Source organism: Micromonospora sp. WMMD961 (assembly GCF_029626145.1).
GTDB lineage: Bacteria > Actinomycetota > Actinomycetes > Mycobacteriales > Micromonosporaceae > Micromonospora.
The window spans coordinates 6,086,007-6,109,932 of sequence record NZ_JARUBJ010000002.1; the positions used below are offsets into that span (position 1 = coordinate 6,086,007).

19 protein-coding genes and 1 pseudogene are annotated in these 23,926 nt (G+C 71.2%); 10 read left to right on the plus strand and 10 right to left on the minus strand.

The annotated features are described in order from the left end of the window. Positions 1-5: 5 nt before the first annotated feature. Complete coding sequence (gene xylA, locus O7614_RS27760) at positions 6-1,193, minus strand: xylose isomerase (protein ID WP_278141352.1); 1,188 nt, start codon at positions 1,191-1,193, stop codon at positions 6-8. A gap of 78 nt (positions 1,194-1,271) precedes the next feature. Between xylA and O7614_RS27765 the strand changes: the two genes are divergently transcribed. Further along, a complete protein-coding gene (locus O7614_RS27765) occupies positions 1,272-2,510 on the plus strand; it encodes an ROK family transcriptional regulator (protein WP_278141353.1) in 1,239 nt (412 codons plus the stop codon). 124 nt (positions 2,511-2,634) lie between these two features. Further along, positions 2,635-4,245, plus strand: coding sequence for a PP2C family protein-serine/threonine phosphatase (locus tag O7614_RS27770; protein ID WP_278141354.1), 1,611 nt, complete (start codon positions 2,635-2,637; stop codon positions 4,243-4,245). Between the two features lie 75 nt (positions 4,246-4,320). On the opposite strand, the gene O7614_RS27775 is transcribed toward O7614_RS27770, so the two are convergent. Further along, a complete protein-coding gene (locus O7614_RS27775) occupies positions 4,321-4,974 on the minus strand; it encodes a MarR family transcriptional regulator (protein WP_278141355.1) in 654 nt (217 codons plus the stop codon). A gap of 57 nt (positions 4,975-5,031) precedes the next feature. Between O7614_RS27775 and O7614_RS27780 the strand changes: the two genes are divergently transcribed. Then, positions 5,032-6,156 (plus strand): PP2C family protein-serine/threonine phosphatase, encoded by a 1,125-nt coding sequence (locus O7614_RS27780; RefSeq protein WP_278141356.1) that lies wholly within the window; start codon positions 5,032-5,034, stop codon positions 6,154-6,156. 15 nt (positions 6,157-6,171) lie between these two features. Here O7614_RS27780 and O7614_RS27785 read toward each other — a convergent pair whose 3' ends face one another. The 7 genes from O7614_RS27785 to O7614_RS27815 all read right to left on the minus strand — a co-directional run bounded on the left by O7614_RS27785 (position 6,172) and on the right by O7614_RS27815 (position 14,871). Continuing rightward, positions 6,172-7,653 carry a sugar transferase gene (locus tag O7614_RS27785; RefSeq protein ID WP_278141357.1) on the minus strand — a complete coding sequence of 494 codons (1,482 nt, stop codon included), beginning with the start codon at positions 7,651-7,653 and terminating at the stop codon, positions 6,172-6,174. Between the two features lie 210 nt (positions 7,654-7,863). Then, the gene (locus O7614_RS27790; RefSeq protein WP_278141358.1) at positions 7,864-9,621 is read right to left on the minus strand and encodes a substrate-binding domain-containing protein; all 1,758 of its coding nucleotides are present in this window, start codon (positions 9,619-9,621) and stop codon (positions 7,864-7,866) included. Between the two features lie 157 nt (positions 9,622-9,778). Further along, entirely contained in the window at positions 9,779-10,816 is a 1,038-nt protein-coding gene (locus tag O7614_RS27795; RefSeq protein WP_278141359.1) for a lactonase family protein, read from the minus strand. A gap of 88 nt (positions 10,817-10,904) precedes the next feature. Next, positions 10,905-11,507, minus strand: coding sequence for an ATP/GTP-binding protein (locus tag O7614_RS27800; protein WP_278141360.1), 603 nt, complete (start codon positions 11,505-11,507; stop codon positions 10,905-10,907). Continuing rightward, on the minus strand, positions 11,488-11,877 hold the full coding sequence (locus O7614_RS27805) for a DUF742 domain-containing protein (RefSeq protein WP_278141361.1): 390 nt from the start codon (positions 11,875-11,877) through the stop codon (positions 11,488-11,490). Before O7614_RS27805 ends, O7614_RS27800 begins: the two co-directional genes overlap by 20 nt. Continuing rightward, entirely contained in the window at positions 11,867-12,289 is a 423-nt protein-coding gene (locus O7614_RS27810) for a roadblock/LC7 domain-containing protein (RefSeq protein ID WP_278141362.1), read from the minus strand. Before O7614_RS27810 ends, O7614_RS27805 begins: the two co-directional genes overlap by 11 nt. After that, positions 12,289-14,871: a nitrate- and nitrite sensing domain-containing protein gene (locus O7614_RS27815; protein ID WP_278141363.1), complete on the minus strand. Its 2,583-nt coding sequence runs from the start codon at positions 14,869-14,871 to the stop codon at positions 12,289-12,291. Before O7614_RS27815 ends, O7614_RS27810 begins: the two co-directional genes overlap by 1 nt. 381 nt (positions 14,872-15,252) lie before the next feature. Between O7614_RS27815 and O7614_RS27820 the strand changes: the two genes are divergently transcribed. The 5 genes and pseudogenes from O7614_RS27820 to O7614_RS27840 all read left to right on the plus strand — a co-directional run bounded on the left by O7614_RS27820 (position 15,253) and on the right by O7614_RS27840 (position 19,472). Continuing rightward, the gene (locus O7614_RS27820; protein WP_278141364.1) at positions 15,253-15,846 is read left to right on the plus strand and encodes a hypothetical protein; all 594 of its coding nucleotides are present in this window, start codon (positions 15,253-15,255) and stop codon (positions 15,844-15,846) included. Between the two features lie 341 nt (positions 15,847-16,187). Further along, a pseudogene (locus tag O7614_RS32270) lies at positions 16,188-16,376 on the plus strand (hypothetical protein); the annotation flags it as partial. 641 nt (positions 16,377-17,017) lie between these two features. Further along, a complete protein-coding gene (locus tag O7614_RS27830) occupies positions 17,018-18,676 on the plus strand; it encodes a sodium:solute symporter family protein (RefSeq protein ID WP_278141366.1) in 1,659 nt (552 codons plus the stop codon). A gap of 15 nt (positions 18,677-18,691) precedes the next feature. Beyond that, complete coding sequence (locus O7614_RS27835; protein WP_278141367.1) at positions 18,692-19,000, plus strand: hypothetical protein; 309 nt, start codon at positions 18,692-18,694, stop codon at positions 18,998-19,000. Between the two features lie 85 nt (positions 19,001-19,085). Further along, entirely contained in the window at positions 19,086-19,472 is a 387-nt protein-coding gene (locus O7614_RS27840; protein WP_278141368.1) for a hypothetical protein, read from the plus strand. 149 nt (positions 19,473-19,621) lie between these two features. On the opposite strand, the gene O7614_RS27845 is transcribed toward O7614_RS27840, so the two are convergent. Next, positions 19,622-21,415: a glycoside hydrolase family 6 protein gene (locus O7614_RS27845; protein ID WP_278141369.1), complete on the minus strand. Its 1,794-nt coding sequence runs from the start codon at positions 21,413-21,415 to the stop codon at positions 19,622-19,624. A 612-nt stretch (positions 21,416-22,027) separates the two neighbouring features. Between O7614_RS27845 and O7614_RS27850 the strand changes: the two genes are divergently transcribed. Together O7614_RS27850 and O7614_RS27855 are read left to right on the plus strand one after the other, a co-directional pair. Next, entirely contained in the window at positions 22,028-23,218 is a 1,191-nt protein-coding gene (locus O7614_RS27850; RefSeq protein WP_278141371.1) for a hypothetical protein, read from the plus strand. A 1-nt stretch (position 23,219) separates the two neighbouring features. Next, complete coding sequence (locus O7614_RS27855) at positions 23,220-23,918, plus strand: class F sortase (RefSeq protein WP_278141373.1); 699 nt, start codon at positions 23,220-23,222, stop codon at positions 23,916-23,918. The last annotated feature ends 8 nt before the right edge of the window (positions 23,919-23,926 follow it).

Here is a 23,926-nt window from a genome sequence, read left to right on the forward strand (position 1 = left end):
GGGCCTCAGCGGGCGCCGAGCAGGTGCTCGACGGCGAGCTGGTTGAGCCGGACGAAGGCGAAGCCCCGGGCGGCCACCGCGTCGACGTCGACGTCCTCGAACGCGGACCGGTCGGCCAGGAACTCCTGGTAGCCCTCGCCGTCGTTGAGCGTCGGCGTGCTCAGCTCGCCGACCTTGCTGGCGGCCAGCGCCTCGACCACCTCGGGGTCGGCGCGGAACGCCGCCGCCCGCTCCTTGAGCAGCAGGTAGGTGCTCATGTTGGCGGCCGCGGAGGCCCACACCCCGTCCATGTCCTCGGTGCGGGACGGCTTGTAGTCGAAGTGCCGCGGCCCGTCGTAGGTCGGCCCGCCGTTGGGGCCGCCGTTCTCCAGGAGGTCCACCAGGGCGAACGCGTTCATCAGGTCACCGTGGCCGAAGACCAGGTCCTGGTCGTACTTGATGCCGCGCTGGCCGTTGAGGTCCAGGTGGAACAGCTTGCCCTGCCAGAGCGCCTGGGCGATGCCGTGCGCGTAGTTGAGCCCGGCCATCTGCTCGTGGCCGACCTCCGGGTTGAGGCCGACCATCTCCGGATGGGCCAGCTGGGAGATGAAGCCGAGCGCGTGCCCGATGGTGGGCAGCAGGATGTCGCCGCGCGGCTCGTTGGGCTTGGGCTCCAGGGCGAACCGCAGGTTGTAGCCCTTGTCGATGGTGTACTGGGTGAGCAGGTCCACCGCCTCGCGGTAGCGGTCCAGCGCGGCGTGGACGTCCTTGGCGAGGTCGTACTCGGAGCCCTCGCGGCCACCCCACATGACGAAGGTGCTGGCGCCCAGCTCGGCGGCCAGGTCGACCTGGCGCAGCACCTTGCGCAGCGCGTAGCGGCGAACGTCGCGGTCGTTGCTGGTGAAGCCGCCGTCCTTGAAGATCGGGTGGGTGAAGAGGTTGGTGGTCACCATCGGCACCACCAGACCGGTCTCGTCGAGGGCCTTGCGGAACCGCGCGATGTGCTGGTCACGGGTGGCGGCGTCGGCGCCGAACGGGATCAGGTCGTCGTCGTGGAAGGTGATGCCGTACGCGCCCAGCTCGGCGAGCCGGTGCACTGCCTCGACCGCGTCGAGCTCGGGGCGCGTGGCGTCACCGAACGGGTCACGGGCCTGCCATCCGACGGTCCAGAGCCCGAAGGAAAACTTGTCGGCGGGAGTGGGACGGGGTGCCATGAGCAACCTCCGGGGTGGTGTTGTCCGCTATTTGTTCAGCCATTGAATTATTTGCCCGCCCTATGGCACTGTCAAGGGGTGAGCCTCACCCACGCCCCGGTCGGCGCAGTCCGTCAGGGCAGTCTGCGCGAGCTCAACCTCGCCCTGGTCCTCGGCCGCATCGCCGCGGCCGAGCGCCCTCCGTCCCGGGCCGACCTGGCGACCGCGACCGGCCTCACCAGAGCCACCGTGTCCGCGGTGGTCGAGGACCTGCTCGCCGGGCGCCTGGTCAGCGAATCCGACCCGGCTCCCCGCTCCGGCGCCGGCCGCCCGGCACGGGGGCTGGTCCTGGCCGACCAGGGGCCGGCCGGGCTCGGTCTGGAGGTCAACGTCGACTACCTGGCGGTCTGCGTGGTGGACCTCGCGGGTGAGGTGCGGCACCGCACGGTGCACCGGGCCGACCTGCGTCCGGTGGCCCCCGCCGACGCCCTGGCCCAGCTGGTCGAGATGGCCGGGGTCGCCCGTGCCGACGCCGCGGACCAGGGCCTCACCCTGATCGGAGCCGCGCTCGCGGTGCCCGGCCTGGTGGACGACGCCGGCCTGGTCCGGCTCGCGCCGAACCTCGGCTGGCAGGACGTGCCGGTGCCCGCTCTGCTCGCCGAGCATCCTCCACTGGTCGAGCAGGTGCCCGGCGTCCCCGTCCTGGTGGTGGACAACGAGGCCAACCTCGCCGCGCTCGGTGAGCTGCACGCCCGGCCGCCCGGCCCGTCCAGCTTCCTGCACATCTCCGGGGAGGTGGGCATCGGCGCGGGCATCGTGCTGGACGGGGCGCTGTTCCGTGGCGTCCGCGGTTGGAGCGGCGAGATCGGGCACCTCCCGGTCCACCCCGAGGGTCGTCCGTGCCGTTGCGGCGGTCAGGGCTGCCTGGAGCAGTACGCCGGCCAGGAGGCGATCGTGACCGCCGCCGGGCTGGCCCGGGCGGAGCTTCCGGCGGACACCGCGACGGCGCGGCTGGCCGAACTGGCCGAGGCCGGCGACGCCGACGCGCTTCGGGCGCTGCACGACGCCGGAACCGCGCTCGGTGTGGCGGTGGCCGGCGTCGTCAACCTGCTCGACCTGGACACCGTGGTGCTCGGCGGCGGTTATGCGGCCCTGGCGCCCTGGCTGTGCCCTCCGGTGCTCGCCGAGATCGCCAGCCGGGTGCTGACCGCCGCCTGGTCACCGGTGACGGTCCGGCCGTCCACGCTCGGCGCGGAGGCCGCAGCGGTGGGAGCCGCCGGCTCGGTCGTCCGTCGGATCGTCGCCCAGCCCGCCGGTTGGCTGGCCCGCTGCGGCTGACCGCGGCCGCGCCCTGGGAGCCTGTCGGAGGGAATCGCTATCCTTGCCCCACAGCAACGATGCCGGGTGAGGAGTCGAGAAGCAGCATGCGCAGGAGTCGTCAGTCGCGAGCCGGCGTCCGGCGGTGACCACGACCCGGCAACCCAGCGACACTCCGCTGCCCGCCGACGCGCCGCTGGCCCGCGAGCTGCTCGACGGGCTCGGCGAGGCGGTCCTGACAACGGACGAGACCGGCCGGGTCACCTTGCTCAACACCATGGCGGCGGAGCTGCTCCCGGAGGTCACCATCGGCACCGAGCTGGCCCGATGCACGGTGGCGGCCTTAGCCCGGGCGGTCGCCGCCGACGCCGACCGCTTCGACGCCGACCACCACGGCCGACGGCTGCGCGGTCTCCGGCGGCAGCTCGCCGGTCCCCGCTTCGCGTGGTACGTCCGGGACGTCACCGAAGAGCACGACCGCACCGACGCCCTACGTGCCGAACGATCCCGCACCGCGTTCCTCGCCGAGGCGGGCAGCCGGCTCGGGACGTCCCTGCACCGGGACCAGGTGCTCCTGGCCGCCACCGCGCTCGCCGTGCCGTACCTGGCCGACGTCGCCGTGGCACTGCCCCGACCGGCCACGTCGGCGGAGCCGTACGCCCGTTGGATCCGGCAATCCGACGGCGAGCCCGCCCCGGTCAGCGGGCTGGCCCCGGCGACGCTGACCCGCACCGTGCCAGTGCTGGCCGAGGCGCTGGCCGGTGATCTCGCCGGGCCGGTCCCTTGGCGGAACGCCGAGCTGACCGACCTGGCCACCACGCTGCCGCCCGATCTCGACTGCCCGGGCACGGTGCTGGTCTGTCCGATGCCCGGCGCCGACGGGTCGGTCGGTGCTCTGCTGCTCGTCCGGCGCGCCGGGCGGCCCGACTTCGGCGAGCGCGAAATCGAGCTGGCCCGGGAGTTCGCCGCCCGGGCGGGTGCCGCGCTGGCAACCGCAGACCTCCACGGCGAGCAGGCCCACCTGGCACGGGTGCTACAGACCAGCCTGCTCCCGCCCGACCTACCCACCGTTCCCGGCGTGACGCTGGCCGGCGGCTACCGGGCCGCCGGGGACACCCTGCGCATCGGCGGCGACTTCTACGAGGTGTTCCCGCACCCGCGCGGTGCCCTGTTCGCGCTCGGCGACGTGTGCGGCCGGGGCGTGAGCGCGGCCGTGCTGACCGGCCGGGTCCGCCAGTCCCTGCAGACGCTGCGGCTCGTCGAGCAACGCCCGCTGGAGCTGATCCACCTGCTCAACCGGGCGTTGTTCGACGCCCCGGACGCGGCGCGACGCAGCCAGTTCACCACCCTGCTTCTCGGATCGCTGGACCGAAGCCCCGCCGGAGTGGACGTCCGGATCGCCGGCGGGGGTCACCCGGCACCCCTGCTGGTCACCCGCGACGGCACGGCCACCCCGGTCCCGGTGGGCGGCACCGCGGTCGGGGCGCTGACGGCCGCACGATTCGCCGAAACCCGGGTGCACCTCGACCCCGGCGACCTGCTGCTCGCGTACACCGATGGGGTCACCGAGGCGCGCGGCCCGCGCGACGCGGAAATGTTCGGCGAGGCCCGGCTGCGTGCGGTGGCCGCGTCGGCGGCCGGGCAGTCACCGGCGGCCCTGATCGACGGGGTGCTCCAGGCGGTCGACGACTGGCTGGACGGGCAGGCCCACGACGACATCGCGATGCTCGCCATCCGCGCGTCGGTGCCGGCGTGATCGACGGTTCCGGCCTGGCGACGGCATCGCTGATCGCGGCGAGGGGCCGGCGGACCTCACCCCCGACCTGCTCGATCAGGCGGTCCGTGCCACCGGCCCGCCGGTCGGCCACTCCCGGGTGCTGCCGACCGACCGTTCCGAGGCAGCCGACGGGTCGGCCCACCGCACACTGGTCTGCCGGCTCCGGTCGGCCGGCCCACCCGGCCCACCCGGGCCGTCCGGGTCGCCCGGCCAGTCCTCCCGCTCCGCCGACTCGCCCGCCGGCGTGGTGTCCGCCTGCTGCCGGCGCGCTACCTCGTCGAACTCCCGCATCCCGCGCAGCAGCGCGTCACGGCCCTCCGGGCCCATCCCGGCCAGCACGGCGGCGAGCTGTGCCTGCCGGTCGGCGCGCAGCTCAGCGAGGAGCCGGCGGGCCTCCGGGGTGAGGTGCAGCGAGATCTCCCGCCGGTCGAAGCGGCCCGGCTCACGTTCCAGCATGCCGGCGGCGACCAGCCGGTCGCAGAGGCGGCTGGCAGAGCTGAGCAGCATGTCGAGCTGGGTGGCGAGCCGGCGCAGGTTGATCCCGTCGGTCTGCTCCACCACCATCACTGCCCGTAGCTGCGCACCGGAGACGCGGTTGGCGGTCCCCTCGCGGGCGGATTCCCAGATGCCCAGCAGGGAAGCGGCCACCGTGTCCAGCGCGGCAGCCATACTCGTCTCGGGGTCCGTCGGACCGTTCAGTTCGGCCATGGTGGCCCGAGACTACTCCGAACCCACAGGTGGTCGAGCTTTAGCGAGGGAGCCAGCATGAGTGAACCGGTCAGTCGGGCACGACAGGCCCTGAACGAGACACCGGCCGACCGGATCGTCGGTGGTATCGGGGACGTGCTGGCCCGGTCGTACGGCATCACCGACGTCGAGCTGTACCAGGTCGACTACCGTCTCGCCGAGCTGATCCCGCTTACCGACGGTGAAGCGATCACCACTCCGGGGCACCCCGCCTGGCGCGCGTTCGACCACCAGTCACCCGTGGTCTCCGACGGCAACGCCTGGCTCCCGGTCAGCATGCGCGGTGAACGTCGGGGCGTCCTCTTCCTGTCACCCGTTCCGGACGACCCGGAGGCCGTCGCCCCGATGGCCGACATCGCCACCGCGCTCGCCCACGAGTTGGCCGCGGTCTCCGCAGGCACCGACGTCTACCGGGCGGCCCGGCGCGCTCAACGCCTCACCCTGGCCGCCGAGATGCAGTGGGACCTGCTCCCCGGCCGCAGCCGGATCCGGCCGTCGTTCAGCCTGGCCGGGCAGTTGGAACCGGCGTACGCGGTCCGGGGCGACAGCTTCGACTGGTCCGACGACGGGCAGTCGCTCTGGTTGTCCACGATCAACGGCAGCGGTGAGGGCGTGGCCGCGTCCCTGCTCACCTCGTTGGCCACCCACGCGCTGCGCAACGCGCGCCGCGCCGGGCTCAGCCTGGCCGACCAGGCCGCCCTCGCCGACCAGGCACTCTACGACCTGTACCGGGGCGAGCAGCACCTCTCGGCGTTGCTGATGCAGTTGGATCTGCGCTCCGGGATGATGACCGTGGTCGACGCGGGTTCACCGCGGCTGGTCATCCTGCGCTCCGGGAACGTCATCGAGCAGCCTCTGGAGGCGCAGTTCCCGCTCGGCATGTTCGAGGCGACCGACTACCACGAGCAGAAGTTCCCCCTGGAACGCGGCGACCGGATCTTCGTCGTCGGCGACGGGGTGCTGGAGGCCACCGGGCAGCACAGCCGCTACGGCGAGACGGCACTTGACCGGTTCCTGCGCCGGACGGGGTCGATGGAGCCACTGGACGCCGTCCGGTCGCTGATCGGTGACCTCCGCGCCTTCGTGGCAGGTGACCTGGTCGACGACGCGGTGGTCGTCTGCTTGGACTGGACCGGCCCGTAACCGCGACCGGCGCGGTCAGTAGGCGCCGCGGCCGTTCAGGACCGCACCGAAGGTCTTCCAGAGGATGGTGAGGTCGGCGGCGAGCGACCAGTTCTCCACGTAGTAGAGATCGAGCCGGATGCCGTCCTCCCAGCTCAGGTCGGAGCGGCCACTGACCTGCCAGAGGCCGGTCATGCCGGGCTTGACCAACAGCCGCCGGGCCACGTCGCCGTCGTAGCGGGCCACCTCCGAGGGCAGCGGCGGGCGGGGCCCGACCAGACTCATCTGACCCAACAGGACGTTGACCAGCTGCGGTAGCTCGTCCAGCGACCACTTACGCAGCAAGCGGCCGACGCGGGTGACCCGAGGGTCCTGGCGCATCTTGAACATCAACCCGTCGGTCTCGTTGCGGGCGGTCAACTCGGCGAGCATGGCGTCGGCGTTCACCACCATGGTGCGGAACTTGAACACGCCGAACTCCTGCCCGCCCCGGCCGACGCGGACCTGTCGGAACAGCACCGGCCCCCGGCTGTCCAGTTTGATGGCCAGGGCGACGAACGCGATCAGCGGCAGCAGCAGCGCCAACGCGAACGACGAGGCGGAGCGGTCCACGAGGCCCTTCACCAGCTTGCGTGCGCCGCGGAACTCGGGGGCCTCGACGTGGATCAGCGGCAGCCCGGCAACCGGGCGGGTGTGGATTCGCGGGCCGGCGACGTCGGTCAGCGCGGGTGCCACGACCAGGTCGACGCCGGTCCCCTCCAACTGCCAGCCGAGGCGACGCAGTCGGGTTGCGGTCAGCTCGCCGGACGCGGTTACCGCGACCGTGTCCGCGCCGATCGCGGTGGCGGCCTCCGGGATGCCCCGGAACGACCCCACCACCGGCACGTCACCCAGCCGTTGCGCCACCGGTGCGAGCAACGCGTCCGGAATGCACGCGCCCACCACCTGATAGCCGGCGTACGGTTCGCGGCGCAGCGTGTGCACCAACTCCAACACGTGGGCGGTGTCGCCGACCACCAGCACCTTGCGGGACCAGCCGGCGCCCACCGAGCGGGCCCGGTGCAGACGCTTGCGGGCGGCGAACCGTGCCACCTCCAGCCCGACGGTGCCCACCGCGAAGGTGATTCCGAGGAAGCCCCGGGAGACGCCGACGTCAGCGATGTAGCCGATGATGGCGATCGCACCGGCCAGCCGCAGGCTGGCGGAGCTGACCCGCCGGTACTCGTCCGCCCCGTAGCCGATCACCCGGTCGTCGTAGCAGCCGAGCGCTTTGAGCGAGATCAGCCAGGCCAGCACTAGCCCGGGGGCGACCAGCACGTACGGGACCTCCGAGCCGGTCGGCTCGTCGTCACCGAAGCGGGTGACGTACCCGATGAGCAGCGCGGTGATGAGGATGGTGGTGTCCAGGACCACCAGAACCCGGACGTAGGACCGTTCGTCGGCCCGGGCCACGAGCCCGGCAGGACGGCCGTCCGACTCCGCCGACGTGGCGGGGGTCAACAGTGTCGCCGCGCTCACCGGCCCTCCCACTCTGTTCAGGATGGCCCCGGCTGACGGGTCGGACCGGAGGCGGACCGACCATGCCGGAACAGTCGACATCCTGCCTTGACAACTATGAAGACCGATTGCTTCCGACGTATTGCCGTCACTTTTCTTCAACCCGGCGGCCAAAAGGGCCCGCCACACCGATCGACGGTACGGCGGGCCCTTTGGCGTCTGAGCCTCGGATCAGCGCGGCGCTGGTGGACGCCGTGCGATGGCGCTGAGGAAGATGCTGCCGATCTCGCTCGGGTCCTTGGTGACGAAGACGTCGCCACCGGTCACCTTGGTGATCGACTCCAGCTCGGCCTTGCTGACGCCCTCGCCGATACCGATCATGATGACCTGGACCGGCCGCTCCGGGTCGGCGGCCTGCTTGAGCTTGGCGAGCAGCTGCTCCTGGTTGAGGCCGTCGTCGTCGTCGTTCTTACCGTCGGTGAACAGCACGATGGAGTTGACCCGACCGGGCTGCCAGTTCTCCTGCACGGCCTGGTACGCGGCCAGCATGGTGTCGTAGAGGCCGGTGTCGCCGCTGGACGGCTTGACGGTCGCGAGCGCCCCCTCCAACTGGGCCCGCTGGGCGGAGAGCGGCCCGATGGGCACCAACTGTCGATAGTCCCGGTTGCCGACGAGCTTGGTGGAGAAGGTCCACAGGCCGATCGACCAGGAGTCGTCGAAGAGGCCGAGGCCACGGCGCGCCGCGTCCACGGTGACCTCTTCCCGGCTGCGGTTGTTGGCGGAGGGCACCGGGTTCTTCATCGAGCCGGAGACGTCGATGACGGCCAGCATCCGACCGGACTGGGTGGCGATCGACCAACTGGAGACGACCCGCTGGATGGCGGCCGGGTCGAGGCCACCCGCCGCAGTGCCACCATTCGCCGGTGCGGTCGGCGCGTCGCCCGACGGGCTGGGGGCACCCTGCGGTGCCTTGAAGCCCTCGCCCCAGTTGCCGTCCGGCGCACGCAGCGACTGCGCGGCCAACCGGTTGCGGAAGGTCGGGCTGGTGAGCAGTTCGAACAGCACCTTGGCCGCCGACGCCTTGCTCGGCTCGATGCCGGGCAACACCGCGTACGGGTAGTCCAGCGGCATCGGCGCCGGCTCCATGTAGAGCGCGGCGAGCGAGACCGGCGGCTTCTTGCTGTTGTAGGCGATCACGTCTTCTTCGGACAGAGCCGCCGCGCCGAGACCGCTGGCGATGGACGTCGCGTCGTTGGCGGTCGGGAAACGAGCCAGCAGGTCGTTGCGCAGCGACGAGCGCCCGGTGGCCAGTGCCCGAAGCGCGCCGACGGTGTTGCGCTGGGCGTCCCCGCCGGCACCGTTGGCCGCTGCGGTCAGCGAGAGCAGGCCGGACAGACCCGCCGCGTCGCGGGTCGGCTCGACGATCCCGGTCCGCAGGGGCGCGCTGGGGTTGTTGACCTGCTTGAGCAGATCGGTCCAGTTGAACTTCTTGTCCGGCCACCCCAGCCGGGTGGCGATCGGCTCAGGCATCGCGACGACGATGGGGCTGCGCGCGATGGACGCGCCGTTGGTCGGAGCGAACGCCGTCGCGTCCTTCTTCAACCGCAGCAGCCAGGTCGAGGAGTCCGGCACCCACACGTCGGGGCTGACGGCGGTGCCGCTGGCCTGCCCCACACCAGCCAGCACAGCACCGTGCTTGGCCGCCACCACGGCCGCCACGTCGACCGGGTCGGACGCGGAGACGTCGACGCGGATGCAGGTCGGGCCTACCGCGGCGCCGTCCTTGACCCACTGGGACGCGGCGGCGTCCACCGCCGGCGCGAGTTCGGAGGCGACCGCCACGGCAAGTCGGATCTCCCCCGAGCAGCTGGGTTGGACCAACTCCCGATAGCCGAACCACGCGCCCGTCGTCACGACGAGCACCCCCGCCGTTGCGGCGGCGGCGGCTAGGTGGAGTTTCGAACGCATGCGATGGCGGCCTGCTGACACGGTGACCATCTTGCGTACAAGGTGCCCTCTCTGCCACATCCGTTCGGACTAAAGTTACGGAGGAGAAACAGTTGACCACCTTTTAACAACACAGAGTGATGCTGCAGCCCCGTGGCGTTGCCGAACCGGTGCTGTCCTCACGTCTCGGCTCGGTTGCTCAGGGCAACACACAGGTCGGGCTCGGCACCGGCACCGGCTCGCCGACCGCCTCCGGGACGCCGGTGTCGGCGTCGCGCCGGAAGACCCGCACCATGTCCGCCCGCTCGTCGGCGACGTAGAGGTGGTCCCCGATCAACGCGAAGTGTCGGGGCCACTCACCACCGGTGTCCACCTCGGCCACCAGCTCGGGCAGGTCCCCCGCGAGGGTGAAGACCGCCACCGTCCCCACCCCGCGGTTGCCGACATAGAGAAACCGCCCGTCCGGGGAGACCGCGACCTCCGACGGCTGGACATGACCGGACCGCCCGCTCGCCTCGACCCGACCGTGCTGGTGCAACGCACCGTCGTCGGTCAGCTCGTACGCGGTGACCGACGCATCCAGCTCACCGACCAGGTAACAGCGCCGTCCGTCCGGGTGCCGGGCCAGGTGCCGGGGCCCGGTGCCGGGCGTCGTGCGGATCCGCGGCGCGCGGGGCACCAGTCGTCCGCTCGCGCCGTCCAGGTCGTAGCGGTAGACCGAGTCGGTGCCGAGGTCGACCGCGAAGATCGGCCCTCGACCGGAACCCGGGGAGACCATGTGGGCGTGCGCGTGGTCCTGGCGGTCCGGGTCGGGGCCGTGCCCCTCGTGCACCACCAGGTCGCTGCGCTCGCCGGGCACGCCCCGCGCGTCCAACGGGAAGACCGCGATGCTGCCGCTGCCGTAGTTGGCCGCCAGCAGGTGGCCGCCGTCGGGCATCACCGCCAGGTGGCACGGCTCGGCGCCGCCGGTGGAGCGGTTGCCGAGCGGAGCCAGCTCACCCTCCGACCCGACCTGCCAGGCGCTGATCTCGCCGTCCGTCAACTCGTTGACCGCGTAGAGCACCGGCCGGCTGGGGTGCCGCGCCAGGAAGGAGGGGGACGCGGTGACGGCCACCGTGCCGAGCGGAGTCAGCGCCCCGGTCGCCGGATCGCGGCGCGCCGCGACGATGCCGCTGCCCCGCCCACCACTCTGGGCGGTGTAACCCCCGATGTGGACAACCTCGTCCTGACCACTCACGTCCGACTCCTCCGCTGGCGTCCTCCGTTGATCCAACCAGAGGCTGCCCGCGTTGCCCGGCCGTTAACCGCTTTCCGGCTCCCGGTTCTCAGGCCGTCGGCACCGGCTCCCCGCGCTGTCGGGCCACATGCTCGACCAGTGAGATCAACACCATCTTCCCGGACTGCCGGTCCCGGGCGTCGCAGAGCACCATCGGCACGTCCGGGTCCAGGTCGAGGGCTCGGCGTACGGTCTCCAGGTTGAAACGGCGGGAGTCGTCGAAGCAGTTCACGCCCACCACGAACGGGATGCCCCGCTGCTCGAAGTAGTCGATGGAGGGGAAGCAGTCCGCCAGCCGGCGGGTGTCGGCGAGGACCACCGCGCCCAGGGCACCGAAGGCCAACTCGTCCCAGAGGAACCAGAACCGGTCCTGACCCGGGGTGCCGAACAGGTAGACCTGCAGGTCTTCGTTGATGGTGATCCGGCCGAAGTCCATCGCCACGGTGGTGGTCGACTTGCCCTCCACCCCGGAGACGTCGTCGGTGCCGATCCCGGCACCGGTCAACACCTCCTCGGTCTGCAACGGACGGACCTCACTCAGGGCGCTCACCAACGTCGTCTTGCCAGCTCCGAAGCCTCCCGCGATGAGGATCTTCAGCGCCAGCGGGATGGTGGTGCTGGTGCCCACCTGGTCATAGCGCACGGAGTCCACTGACCACCGCCTTGAGAATGTCGTCGTCGGGAAGGATGCCGGCGGCCGGCGGCTCGTGCACCGCGACCAGGCCCTCGGCCAGGAGATCACCGAGCAGGACCCGGACCACACCGACCGCGAGGTCCAGCTCGGCTGCCAGTTCGGCCACCGACACGGGCCGGCGGGACAACGCGACCAGCCGTCGATGCTCCGGGAGCAGATGCGGATGACTCGCCGCGTCGACGTCCGAACCGGCCAGTACGAACGCGACCAGGTTGAAACCGTCGACGGCGGAGCGTACCCGTCCTCCGGTGAGGGTGTACGGGCGCACTACCGGGCCGGCTTCGCCGTCCAGCCACTCGTGCTGCGGCCCGGGCGGTTCAGTCCGCATCACCGGCTCCCGCCGACGAGCGGGCCGGCGCGGAGAGGCTCTCCCCCACTCGGATGACCAACATCGCCATCTCGTACGCGACCAGCCCGATGTCCGCGTCGGCGTCGCTCACCACCGCCAGGCAGGCACCCTGGCCGGCGGCGGTGACGAAGAGGTACGCCGACTCCATCTCCACCACGGTCTGTCGGACCGGACCGCCGTCCACGTGTCGGCTGGCGCCCCGGGCCAGGCTGGAGAAGCCGGCGGCGAGCGCACAGAGGTGCTCGGCGTCGGAACGCTCCAAGTCGGCCGAACAGCCGAGCAGCAGGCCGTCGGCGGAGAGCACCACGGCCTCGCGGGCGGCCGGAACCCGTTGCACCAGCTCGTCGAGCAGCCAGTCGAGGCCAGCGCTCTGCTTCGTCGATTGCCGCACTAGGCGTCCCTCTCAGTCGCGGTCGGGTGTTCGGGGGTTGTCTTCGGGCCAGCGGGAGCGGCCGGGATCGCCGGACCGGTTGGCGCTGCCGGTGCCGTTCCCGCCTGCGGTGCCGCTGGCGCTGCCGTCGCTGGCGTTCCTGTCGGCGGGGACGCTGGTGCCGTCCGCGCCGTTCCTGCCGCCGGTGCCGTCGGAGTGATCACGGTGGCGCGTCCGCGCGCGGTCCCGGCCTGGAGGGCGGCCATCACGCGGCGGACCTCCTCCGGGGATCGGGGTGACGGGGTGTCGTTGACGGCCGACCGGGGTTGCGCGGTAGGAGTGTGGCGTCGCACCCGGCGCGGCAGGCCGTCCAGCTCGTCGTCGAGCGCCTCCGGGGAGGCCGTCGACTCGGCGTCGCCGTTCCCGTTCGCCGGCGACGTGTCCGAGGTCGACACTCCGGCCCCCGACCCGGGCAGAGCCGCGACAGCGGCCGAGCCAGACGGAGCCGCGACAGCGGCCGAGCCAGACGGAGCCGCGACAGCGGCCGAGCCAGACGGAGCCGCGACAGCGGCCGAGCCGGACGGAGCCGCGACAGCGGACAGGGCGGTCAGCGGGCGGGTGCGGGCGCGGGGCACGGTGTCCCGCCGCGCCGGGCGGGCCAGCCGTCGGCGGGCGTCGGCCGAGGCGGCATCCAGCGTGGCAGGGTCGGGGCCGGCGGGGGGTTCGGTGGTGACGAGGTCGGTGGGGACCAGCACCACAGCGGTCACCCCGCCGTCGCCGGAGGGTCGCAGCCGCACCCGCACGTTGTGTCGGGCCGCGAGCCGGGCCACCACGAACAGGCCGAGTCGTGCGCTCTGCGCCGGGTCGAACTCGGGTGAGCTGGCCAGCCGGGTGTTGGCGGTCTCCAGCGCCGCGACGGACATGCCCAGCCCCTGGTCGGTGATCTCCAGTGCGTAACCGTTGGCCACCTGTTCCCCGACGACCGTGACACGGGTGTCCGGCGGGGAGAAGGCGGTGGCGTTCTCGACCAGCTCGGCGAGCAGGTGGATGATGTCGCCGACCGCCCGGCCCAGCACCCCGGCCGGCTGCACGGCGGCGATGTCCACCCGGTCGTACGCCTCGACCTCGGAGATCGCGCCGCGGATCAGGTCGACCATCGCGACGGGGTTCCGCCAACCGCGGCCGGGCGCGGAGCCGGCGAGGATGACCAGATCCTCGGCGTGCCGACGGAGCCGGGTCGCCAGGTGGTCGACCTGGAACAACTGGGCCAACTCGTCCGGGTCCTCCGCCCGGCGTTCCATCCGGTCCAGTAGGTGTAGTTGGCGATGTACCAGGCTCTGGCTGCGTCGGGCGATGTTGAGGAAGACCTCGTTGAGCCCGCGACGCAGGGTGACCTCGTCGACCGCGGCTTGGACGGCGGTGCGCTGCACCTCGGTGAAGGCGCGCCCGACCTCACCGATCTCGTCGTGGCCGTACTCCAGAGGCGGCGCCTCCCGGGCGACGTCGACCTGCTCACCCCGACGCAGCCGGGTCACCACGTCCGGCAGACGGTGCTCGGCCAGGTCGAGCGCGGCGGTGCGGACGCCGCTGAGCCGCCGGACCAGTGTGCGACCGACCCGCAACGCCACCAGCACCGAGACCACCACCGCGACGAGCCCGAGCACCCCGGCGGCGGCCAGCCGGGCCAGGATCCCGACCGCCATCGGCACCGACCGGTCGGTGAGGTTGTCGGCCTCGTCCAGCTCGAAGTCGCGGAGCTGCTGCTGGACGGCGTCGTGGCCGGCCTGCCAGGCCGCCGCGTCCACGGGTGGTCGACCCGACCTGTTGGCCCCGATCAACGCGTCCTGCATGGCACGCACGCTGACGAAGTCCGGGCTTTCGCTCAGCCGCTGGTACGCGGTGCGCCCCGCCTCGGGCAGGTCGGCCACCGCGTTGTCGGTGAGCCACCGCTGGTTGCCGATCGTCTGCACGAGCTGGGCGTGCTCACCCGTGGCGAACCGGCCGGCGGTCAGCACACCGGCCAGCATGGCGTCGGTCTGGCCGAGCAGCTCTCGGGATCGACCCAACGCGGTCAGCGCCAGAGCCTGCCGGTTGATGGCGGGGTCGTTCAGGTTCGCCATCGCGGAGAACGCCTGGAAGGCCGCGGTGACCATCCCGCTGTAGAGGCCGATCACCCCCGGGCGGTCCATCATGCGGTCGTCGATGAAGTCCCGCCCGGTCGGCAGCGCCGACAGGGCGGTGACCAGCCGGTCGACCCGGTCCTCCAGCAGGTCGTCGGCGGCGTCGCGCAACGCCTCCCCGTCGACCCGGCGGCGCAGCTCGGCGATCGCCCGATCGGTGCGCTGACGCTGCTCGATCAGCGCCGGCAGTTCGGTGGTCCCGGCGAGCTGCACCACCGAGAGCCGGCGTTCGCGTTGCAGCTCGGTGACCACGGCCTCGCCGGGACGACCCAGGTCGTACAGCAGCGTGCGCGCGGAGAGCAGGTTCAGCGCGGGACCGAAGGTCAGTGTCGTAGCGAAGATCCACAGGGCCAGCAGCGCGGTCACCGGTGCGACGACCAGTGCGGTCAGCTTCGAGCGGATCGGCCAGTCGCGGGTTCTCATCAGACCTCGCCCGTGCAGGGGTGGCAGGAGGGGCGCCGGCACCGCCGGGCAACGCGCCGGCCGGGAGCGTGCCCGGCGTCGACGCCGGGCACCGGCGCGGGCGCCTTGGGCAGGATACGTAATCAAGGGCCGTCGCACTACCGCCCGTCGCGCCAACATCGACGCTCCGAAAGCTGCGTCCGGTAGCCGGGTGGTCAGCCGGGTTGCTGCCCGCTGGTGCATCACCCCCGCCAAAACGCTTTCTGGATCGAGTCAAGTTCAGCGCCGCGGCGGGCTGCGCCCTCCGTTCAGGGCGGGCTGCGCCCCTCGTCAGGAAAGTGTCCCGGATCGGGATTGGCGATCAGTGTGCGGAGGGAATACCAGATGACGAAGGAGGAGCCCATGTCGCCCACTCAGGTAATCGTCATCGTGCTCGTCGTGCTGGTGGTCGTCGCGGCGCTGGCCGTGGCCGCCCGGTCACTCAGCCGCCGCCGCGCGCTGCGCTCCCGGTTCGGGCCGGAGTACGACCGGGTGGTGGCCGAGCAGGACAGCCGGTCCGCCGCGGAGCGCGAGCTGCGTGACCGGGAACGCCGGCACGCCGAACTCTCGCTCACCCCGCTCAGCCCGGAGTCCCGGGCCCACTACAGCGCCGCCTGGGAGGAACTCCAGGTCCGCTTCATCGACTCGCCTGGCGAGACGGTGGGCGACGCCGACGAACTGGTCACCCGCCTCATCGAGGAGCAGGGCTACCCGACCGGGGACTTCTCCGACCAGATCGCCCACCTGTCCGTCGAGCACGCCCGCACGCTGACCAACTACCGGGACGCGCACGACATCCACCTGCGCAACAACCGGGGCGAGGCGAGCACCGAGGAGCTGCGGCAGGCAGTCGTGCACTACCGGGCGCTCTTCGCCGACCTGCTCGGCGAGGAGCCGCTCGGTCACCGTACGCCCGAACAGCGCCACCACCCGGACCACGACGCCACGAGCCGCTGAGGAGGCCACCGATGCGCCAGGAAGAGCAGCAGGTGAGCAACGACCACCCGGAGGCGGTTCGCTCCGCCCCCGTGCCGGTACCCCCGGCCGGAGATCGGGCCGGCCGCTCCGACGTTCCGGAGGACGCCCTCGACGATCGGGGCACCTTCGACGACCAGAGCACCGACCGAGAGCTGAGCACCGACCGAGAGCTGAGCACCGACCGAGAGCTGAGCACCGAGGGCGAGCGGACGAACGGCACCGAACGAGATGCCGCGTACGCCCTGGCCGACGACGACGAGCGGGGCGACGACCCGGACCCGGGCCACCGGCGCGACGACCGGTCCACCGACGACGGCGGCTTCCACGAGCCGGGGCCGCTGCCGACGACGTTCGGCGCCACCACGGTGGCCGATGCGGTGGCAGCGTCCGCGCTGGCCAGCCCGAGCCCGCAGGACCAGCCGGATCCCCGGGCGGAGCGGACAGCCCAGCCGGGCGACGGCGCCGAGGACGGCGAGCGGGAGGGTCAGCGCGCCGATCCGACCGCCGAGCTGCACCGCCGCGACGCCGACTCCGACGACGCGAGGCGCGATGCCCCGGTCGACGCGGACGCGGCTGCCTACGGCAGTGCGACACCGGAGATGGTCGACCCGGACGCGGACGGCGAAGCGGTCCAGACCGAGGACAGCGACACCTCGCTGGAGTCCGCCGGAACCTCACCCCCCGCAGGATCGACCGTCGCGACCGCGGCGGCCACGCTCCTGGACACGGACACCGCGCAGGGCTTCCGGGACCGCTGGCGCGACGTGCAGTTGCGTTTCGTCGACGATCCGCACGCGGCGGCCGGCGAGGCGCAGTCGCTCGTGGAGGAGGCCATCCAGGCTCTCTCCTCGGCGCTCGCCGCGCAGAAGAACACGCTGGGTGGGTGGCAGGACGCCGGCTCCGCCGACACCGAACAACTGCGAATGGCGGTACGCAACTACCGGGACTTCCTGGACCGCGTACTGGGTCGCTGAGTCACACGATCAACAGGGGCGCCTCGGCCGTCTGGCCGAGGCGCCCCTGCGTCGTGTCAGAGCGCCCGAACGGGGCGGAACCCACCGGATTCGTCTAGCGGGAGTGAAACCGCTCCTCCGGGGTAATAGGGCGCGCGCCGTAAATCGGCGCGGAGTTCGGGACGAGGAGTGAAGGCATGGACGGCGGCGGTCTCCGGCTCAACATGAACGGGCTGGACTACCTGATTCTCGCGCTGTACTTCGTCACCGTCCTCGGCGTCGGCTTCGCCGCGCGCCGGGCGATCCGGACCAGCGTCGACTTCTTCCTCTCCGGCCGATCCCTGCCCGCCTGGGTGACCGGTCTCGCCTTCGTCTCGGCGAACCTGGGCGCTCTGGAGATCATCGGAATGGCCGCGAACGGGGCCCAGTACGGCGTCATGACGCTGCACTACTACTGGATCGGCGCGGTCCCGGCGATGGTCTTCCTCGGCATCGTGATGATGCCCTTCTACTACGGTTCGAAGGTCCGCAGCGTGCCGGAGTACCTGCGGTTGCGGTTCAACCGGCCCACCCACCTGCTGAACGCGCTCAGCTTCGCCGTCGCCCAGGTGTTGATCGCCGGGGTGAACCTCTACGCGCTGGCCCTGGTCATGCAGGCACTACTCGGCTGGCCGCTCTGGACGGCGGTCGTGGTCGGCGCGGCGATCGTGCTGGCGTACATCACCATCGGCGGTCTGTCCGGCGCGATCTACAACGAGGTGCTCCAGTTCTTCGTCATCCTGGCCGGTCTCATCCCGGTCACCGTGATCGGTCTGGTCAAGGTCGGCGGGGTGAACGGTCTGATGGACGCGGTACGCGAGTCCAAGCTCGGCGAGGCCGGCCTGCACGCGTGGCAGGACACCGGCGGGACCGCAAACCCGCTCGGCGCGCAGTGGATCGGCATCGTCTTCGGCCTGGGCTTCGTGCTGTCGTTCGGCTACTGGACGACGAACTTCGCCGAGGTACAACGCGCCCTCTCGGCGAAGAACATGAGCGCCGCCCGGCGTACGCCGATCATCGCCGCGTACCCGAAGCTGTTCATTCCGCTGATCACGGTGATTCCCGGTCTGGTGGCCCTGGTCACGGTGAACGGGCTCGGCGCGGAGAGCGGCGACCTGCAGTACAACAACGCGATCCCGCTGCTGATGCGCGACCTGCTTCCCAACGGCGTGCTCGGGGTGGCGGTCACCGGCCTGCTCGCCTCGTTCATGGCCGGCATGGCGGCCAACGTGAGCGGCTTCAACACCGTCTTCACCTACGACATCTGGCAGGCGTACATCCGTCCCGGCCGTTCGGACGACTACTACCTGCGGATCGGCCGGTGGGCGACGGTCGCCGCGGTGGTCGTCGGGATCGGCACCGCGTTCATCGCGGCCGGGTTCAGCAACATCATGAACTACATCCAGGCGCTCTTCTCGCTGTTCAACGCGCCGCTGTTCGCCACGTTCATCATCGGCATGTTCTGGAAGCGGATGAGCGCGCTGGCCGGCTTCTGGTCGCTGTTGCTGGGCACCCTGGCGTCGCTGGCGACGTACCTGCTCTACAAGGGCGGCGTGATCGACTTCAACTCCGACCTGGAGGAGAGCTTCTGGGGCGCGGGCATCGCGTTCGTCACGGTGGCGATCGTCGCAGCGATCCTCACCCCGCTCACCGCGGCGAAGCGCGACGAGGAGCTGCGCGGGCTGGTGTACGGCTTGGGCGGCATCGACCTGAAGGGCGACGTGCTCGCCGGGGACGCCGTCTGGTACCGCTCACCGGTGCTGCTCGGTGTGATCGCGGTCGCGCTGGCCGCCCTCTTCTACATCCCGGTCTTCTAGGAAAGGGTTCGGCAGATGAGCAACGAAGGTCAGCCAGCGCAGGACCCGCTGATCGACGAGACGCAGGCGGAGCAGAGACGTTCCGCCGCCGCCCGGCTGTTCGACATCCGCCGGGTGATCGGTGGTCTCTTCGTGGCGTACGGGGTCATCGTGACGCTGATCGGCGTCTTCGACAGCCGGGCTGAGATCGACAAGGCCCAGGGTGTCCGGATCAACCTGTGGGCCGGGCTGGTGATGCTCGCATTCGGCCTGCTCATGCTGCTCTGGCAGTGGCTGCGCCCGGCGGAGCCGCCGGCCCCCAACGAGCAGCCGCCCGCCGGCTGACCACCGCCGGGCGGGGCGGCATGAGCACGGCACGAGGGGGTACGCGAGGGGATCAGGCACCGTGTCGGACACAGGAGGCAGCACCATGACCGATCGCGATCGCCAACCGCCGTTGGAGGACAGCCCGGAGGTGGCCTCGGCGGTGGACGATGACATCACCGTCACGCAGCTGCGCACCGGAGGCGGCCCGGACCAGGACAACCCGGCCTTCGCCGAGCCCCGCGACCGGCCGGCCGACCTCGCGCCGGGCACCGACGAGCTGATCGGCGACCCGTACGCTGCCGGCACCGGGGCGACCGGGACGGGCACCGGTGCCGGCGGGGACAACATCCGCACCGGGGCGGAGCAGCCCTGGGAGCCGGAGGACCTGGTGCTGGCGCGTGGGCAGGACCTCACCCCGGAGAACCTGGAGAAGGCGCGCCGCGACCTGGCCGAGCAGGGCCAGGCGGCGATCGAGCGCACCGTGCCCTGACGACGTGCACGTCGATCAGCGGCCCCGGCCCTGAGCACGAGGGGGGTCCCCGACCCGACCAGAGCGGTCGGGCCGGGGACCCGGGGGGAACCTGCCGCCGGCAGTGCCTCACCTACTGCCGGCGGCGGGTGGGTGTGGAAGCGTTCCGGTCAGAGCGCCGGGTACGCGTTGCGCATGAGCTCCTGGAACTGGGCGGAGAACCACGCACCGGAGATCGGCGCGTCGGCCAGGGCGCCCGACGGGTTGTTGCCGTTGCGGGCGTTGCCGCCGTACGTCGGGTCGCACATCCGGTCGAAGCCCTTGCCCTCGTTGTTCGGGATCTCCTTGCTGGAGCCGTCCGACTCGCCCGGAGGCTTCACCCAGACGTAGGCGTCGATGCCCGTCGCCGGGTTCGCCCGGGGCCGCTCACCGAGACCGGCGCCGGCCTGGTTGCACCAGTTGCCGAGGTGCAGCCGGCGGTCGACGCGGCCACCGTCGACGTACGTGTCCACGCTGGTCGTCGCACCCGGGCCGGTGGGCCGGGCGGAACCGCCCCAACCGTTGCGGGAGGTGTCGATCAGCATGCCGATGTTGGAGTTGAAGCCCAACGAGACCAGCTTGGTCCGGAACGCCTGGGCGAACGACAGCTCGTCGACGTAGTAGTTCCAGTCGATCCACTTGGACTGGCGCACCGTCTGGCCGTTCACGTTGTCGGTGACCTTGAAGTACGGCTCCTGCAGCGCCGAGTAGTTGGCGGTGTTGGTGATGAAGCCGTGCACGTTGTTGACAGTGCTGCCGGAGGCGACCGCGGCGGTCTTCAGGATCTCGGCGGACGGGTTGAAGTTGCTGTCCCACCCGAGCCAGCCGTGGTGCCCGGCGTCGACGTAGTTGTAGACGTTGCCGATCGCGCCCAGCTTGGCCAGGGCGTAGCCGACGCCGTTGACGTAGGCGCCGTTGGCCTTGACCGTGTCGCACATGGCCGTGCCGCCGGGCTGACCGGAGGTGTTGGTGACCAGGTTCGGCAGCGAGTCGATCTCGATGATGTTGATGATCCGCAGGCTGCTGTACTTCGAGTCGCCCTGGATCGCGGCGATCGGGTCGATGTACTGGGACTTGTACTTCGGCAGCTCGTCCGGGCCCAGCTCACCGTTGGAGGCGAGTGCCGAGCAGTCCCGGCCGGGCAGGTTGTAGATCACGAACTGGATGTAGCCGGCGCCCTGGCGCAGTGCCTCGTCCAGGTGGTCCTTCACCCCGAAGGCACCGTTGGAGCTGCTGTCCGGCGTGCCGTTGATCGCGGCGATCCGGTCCAGCCAGACGGCGGTGGGGTTGTTGGAGATCCGGCTTCCGCCAGCCTCCGCGTTCGCCTTGGCCTTCCACTCCGGGTTCACGTAACCGGGCACCCCGGCGTACGGGTTGTCGACCTTCGTGCCGGGCGGCGGGTTGGTGGTGGGCGGCGGGTCGGTGGGCGGCGGAGTGGTGGGCGGCGGGTCGGTGGGCGGGGGCGTGGTCGGCGGGGGCGTGGTCGGCGGGGTCGTGCCACCGTTGCAGACCACGCCGTTCAGGGTGAACGAGGTCGGCTTCGGGTTACTGCCGCTCCACGCGCCGTTGAAGCCGATGCTCGTCGACGCGCCGGTGGCCAGGGTGCCGTTGTAGGACAGGCTCCGGGCGGTCACCTGGCTGCCGGACTGGGTGTACGTGGCCGACCAGCCCTGCTGTACACGCTGGCTGGAGTTGGGGAAGGTCCAGCCCAGGGTCCAGCCGTTGACCGGGTCGCCGAGGTTCTTGATGGTGATGTTCGCGGTGAACCCACCCTGCCAGTCGTTGGTCGTGTAGGCGATGTCGCACTGCGTCGCGGCCTGCGCCGCGGTAACCGGAATCGTCACCAGCCCACCGGCGACCAGGGCACCTGCGCCAGCGAGCGCAAGGGCCCGGCGTGGGCCGGTTAGCCTTCTCCACACATTCATGCCACTGATCTCCTTGGGCGAGACCGGGCTCGCGTACGGCCCGGCGAGACGGCCCGGTGAGCGTCCTGTGACGGACGGCTGCCGGCGCCAACGGGATTTCGGGGGTGCCCGGCCCGGACGGGCGAGGGTGGTGGTGGTGCGTGACCGACCGGTGCAGCGGCCGATCAATCGGCGGATCGTCGCCCGGTGGACCGGTGCCCTCGACTCCCTGCCTGCGCGGTATGGCTCCCCGAACCGCGTTCGCCGATTCTTGCATGGGAGCGCTTCCATGGCAATGGCTCGATGCCTCTCTGCGGAGATCAGCGCTGCGCCCGTTTCGGACGATACCCCCGGATGAGCGCGGCGAGCCCTGGCGGGACCGTGCTGGCCGCTACCGGACGACCAGCCGGAGCTGACCATGCGTGTCCCAGACCGTCGCGCACCACCCGGACAGGCACCCGAAGCCTGAGGCGGCACTCAGAGCACTGAAAGCCGCTTAGCTCGTCTTCAGCACCTACTGGAGCAAAAGCCAAAACGCGAATCTTTCACTTCATAAGTCATGAAACGGTCTAACGTCGGTCTTAGCTCGGTTGTCGCCGGGCTCAGGACAACAGGGATGGAGTGACGCAGGTCATGGCTAAGAAGATGCTCGGGAAGGTCGTTGCGGGTGCCGCGCTCGGCGGCGCGTCGCTCCTGGTGTTCGCACCGGGGATCGCGTTCGCCGAAGGTCACCACGACGGCGGCAAGGACCGTGACGGCAAGGTCTACGCCAAGCCGCACGTCGTCAAGGCCGGCGACGAGGTCAAGCTCCTCGAGATCTGCCCGGATCGGCAGGAGCACGCGTACGTGTGGTCCAAGGTCACCGGCAAGGTCAAGCTCAAGCCGGCGCATGAAGACCGGGGCGAGGACCGCGAGTGGCGCGAGGAGGAGAACTCCTCCGACCACGAGAACGGCAAGGACGACAAGGGCAAGGACGACAAGGGCAAGGACCACGAGGGCAAGGACGAGAACGGCAAGGACGACAAGGGCAAGGACGAGCACGCCAAGGACGACAAGGCCGAGGACGACAAGGCCAAGGACGAGCACAAGGACGAGAACGGCAAGGGCGGCCAGGGTGGCGGCGCTGCCGCCGACGCCTACGGCGACGAGGGCAGCAAGGACTGGAAGGGCGAAGAGCACGGCCAGGACGCCGAAGAAGGCCGTGACAAGAAGGACTGGGACTCCAAGGACGAAGACAAGAAGGACTGGGAGTCCAAGGACGAGCACGGCTCGGACTACGGCTCGGACAAGGGCTGGGAGAACAAGGACGAGCACGGCTCCGACTACGGCTCGGACAACGGCTGGGAGAACAAGGACGAGCACGGCTCCGACTACAGCTCGGACAACGGCTGGGAGAACAAGGACGAGCACGGCTCCGACTACAGCTCGGACAACGGCTGGGAGAACAAGGACGAGCACGGCTCCGACTACGGCTCGGACAAGGGCTGGGAGAACAAGGACGAGCACGGCTCCGACTACGGCGGTTACGGCGAGGACGAGCGCGGCTCGGACGAGCGTGACTGGGACAAGGAGCGCGAGTTCGTCTACTACGGCGAAGCCAAGGTCGACAAGGACGCCAAGCCGGGTCGCTACGAGCTCAAGGGCTCGTGCGGCGAGGGCGAGCTCGTCGTGCTGCCGCACGGCGGGGTCGACGGTGGTGACGGTGGCGCCAGCACCGGCACCGACCGCGGCCTGGCCACCGGTGGGGCGGGCCTGCTCGGCGCCGCCGCGCTGGGCGGGATCGTGCTGATGCGTCGTCGGCGGACCGATGGTTCGCTCGTCTGACGTGTCGGCGACACGGGCCGGCGGCCGTCACGGGAAACCGTGGCGTGCCGCCGGCGCGGCCGTCGTCGTCACCATGGCCATGATCGGCGCCGGCATGATCGGCGCTTCCCTGAAGACCACGCCCGCTCCCCGACCGCCGCAGCCGCTGGCCCAGGCCGGCCCCGAGGCCACCGCGCCGGACAGCACCGCCGACGACGCCCCGCCGGTCGATGGGCAGCCGGTCGGCCAGGCCGCGGTCGGGCTGTCCCGTTCGGCACCGACCAGCATCGAGATCCCCCGGATCGGTGTCGACGCGACGATCATGTCGTTGGGCACCAACCCGGACGGCACCGTCCAGGTCCCCCCGCTGGACCAGGCCGACAAGGCTGGTTGGTACGAGCCGGGTGCCAGCCCCGGCGAGACGGGTAACGCGGTCATCGTCGGGCACGTGGACTCGGCAGTGCTCGGCCCGGCCGTCTTCTTCGACCTGGGCGCCCTCGTCCCGGGCGACACCATCACCGTGCGACGGACCGACGGGATGCCCGCCACCTTCACTGTCGACTCGGTGAAGTCGTACCCGAAGACGGCCTTCCCCACCGAGTTGGTGTACGGACCCAGCGACCGGCCCGGCCTGCGGGTGGTCACCTGCGGCGGTCAGTTCGACCAGGCCGCCAAGAGCTACCCGGACAACATCGTCGTCTTCGCCACTCTGGCGGCGTGAGCCACGAC

What these genes read in the sequence shown, in the direction of transcription:
- O7614_RS27815 (WP_278141363.1), bottom strand. Translation starts at nt 14,871, where the DNA reads ATGAGAACCCGCGACTGGCCGATCCGCTCGAAGCTGACCGCACTGGTC.
- O7614_RS27820 (WP_278141364.1), top strand. Translation starts at nt 15,253, where the DNA reads ATGTCGCCCACTCAGGTAATCGTCATCGTGCTCGTCGTGCTGGTGGTC.
- O7614_RS27840 (WP_278141368.1), top strand. Translation starts at nt 19,086, where the DNA reads ATGACCGATCGCGATCGCCAACCGCCGTTGGAGGACAGCCCGGAGGTG.
- O7614_RS27780 (WP_278141356.1), top strand. Translation starts at nt 5,032, where the DNA reads ATGAGTGAACCGGTCAGTCGGGCACGACAGGCCCTGAACGAGACACCG.
- O7614_RS27835 (WP_278141367.1), top strand. Translation starts at nt 18,692, where the DNA reads ATGAGCAACGAAGGTCAGCCAGCGCAGGACCCGCTGATCGACGAGACG.
- O7614_RS27775 (WP_278141355.1), bottom strand. Translation starts at nt 4,974, where the DNA reads ATGGCCGAACTGAACGGTCCGACGGACCCCGAGACGAGTATGGCTGCC.
- O7614_RS27850 (WP_278141371.1), top strand. Translation starts at nt 22,028, where the DNA reads ATGGCTAAGAAGATGCTCGGGAAGGTCGTTGCGGGTGCCGCGCTCGGC.
- O7614_RS27845 (WP_278141369.1), bottom strand. Translation starts at nt 21,415, where the DNA reads ATGAATGTGTGGAGAAGGCTAACCGGCCCACGCCGGGCCCTTGCGCTC.
- O7614_RS27830 (WP_278141366.1), top strand. Translation starts at nt 17,018, where the DNA reads ATGGACGGCGGCGGTCTCCGGCTCAACATGAACGGGCTGGACTACCTG.
- O7614_RS27805 (WP_278141361.1), bottom strand. Translation starts at nt 11,877, where the DNA reads ATGCGGACTGAACCGCCCGGGCCGCAGCACGAGTGGCTGGACGGCGAA.
- xylA (WP_278141352.1), bottom strand. Translation starts at nt 1,193, where the DNA reads ATGGCACCCCGTCCCACTCCCGCCGACAAGTTTTCCTTCGGGCTCTGG.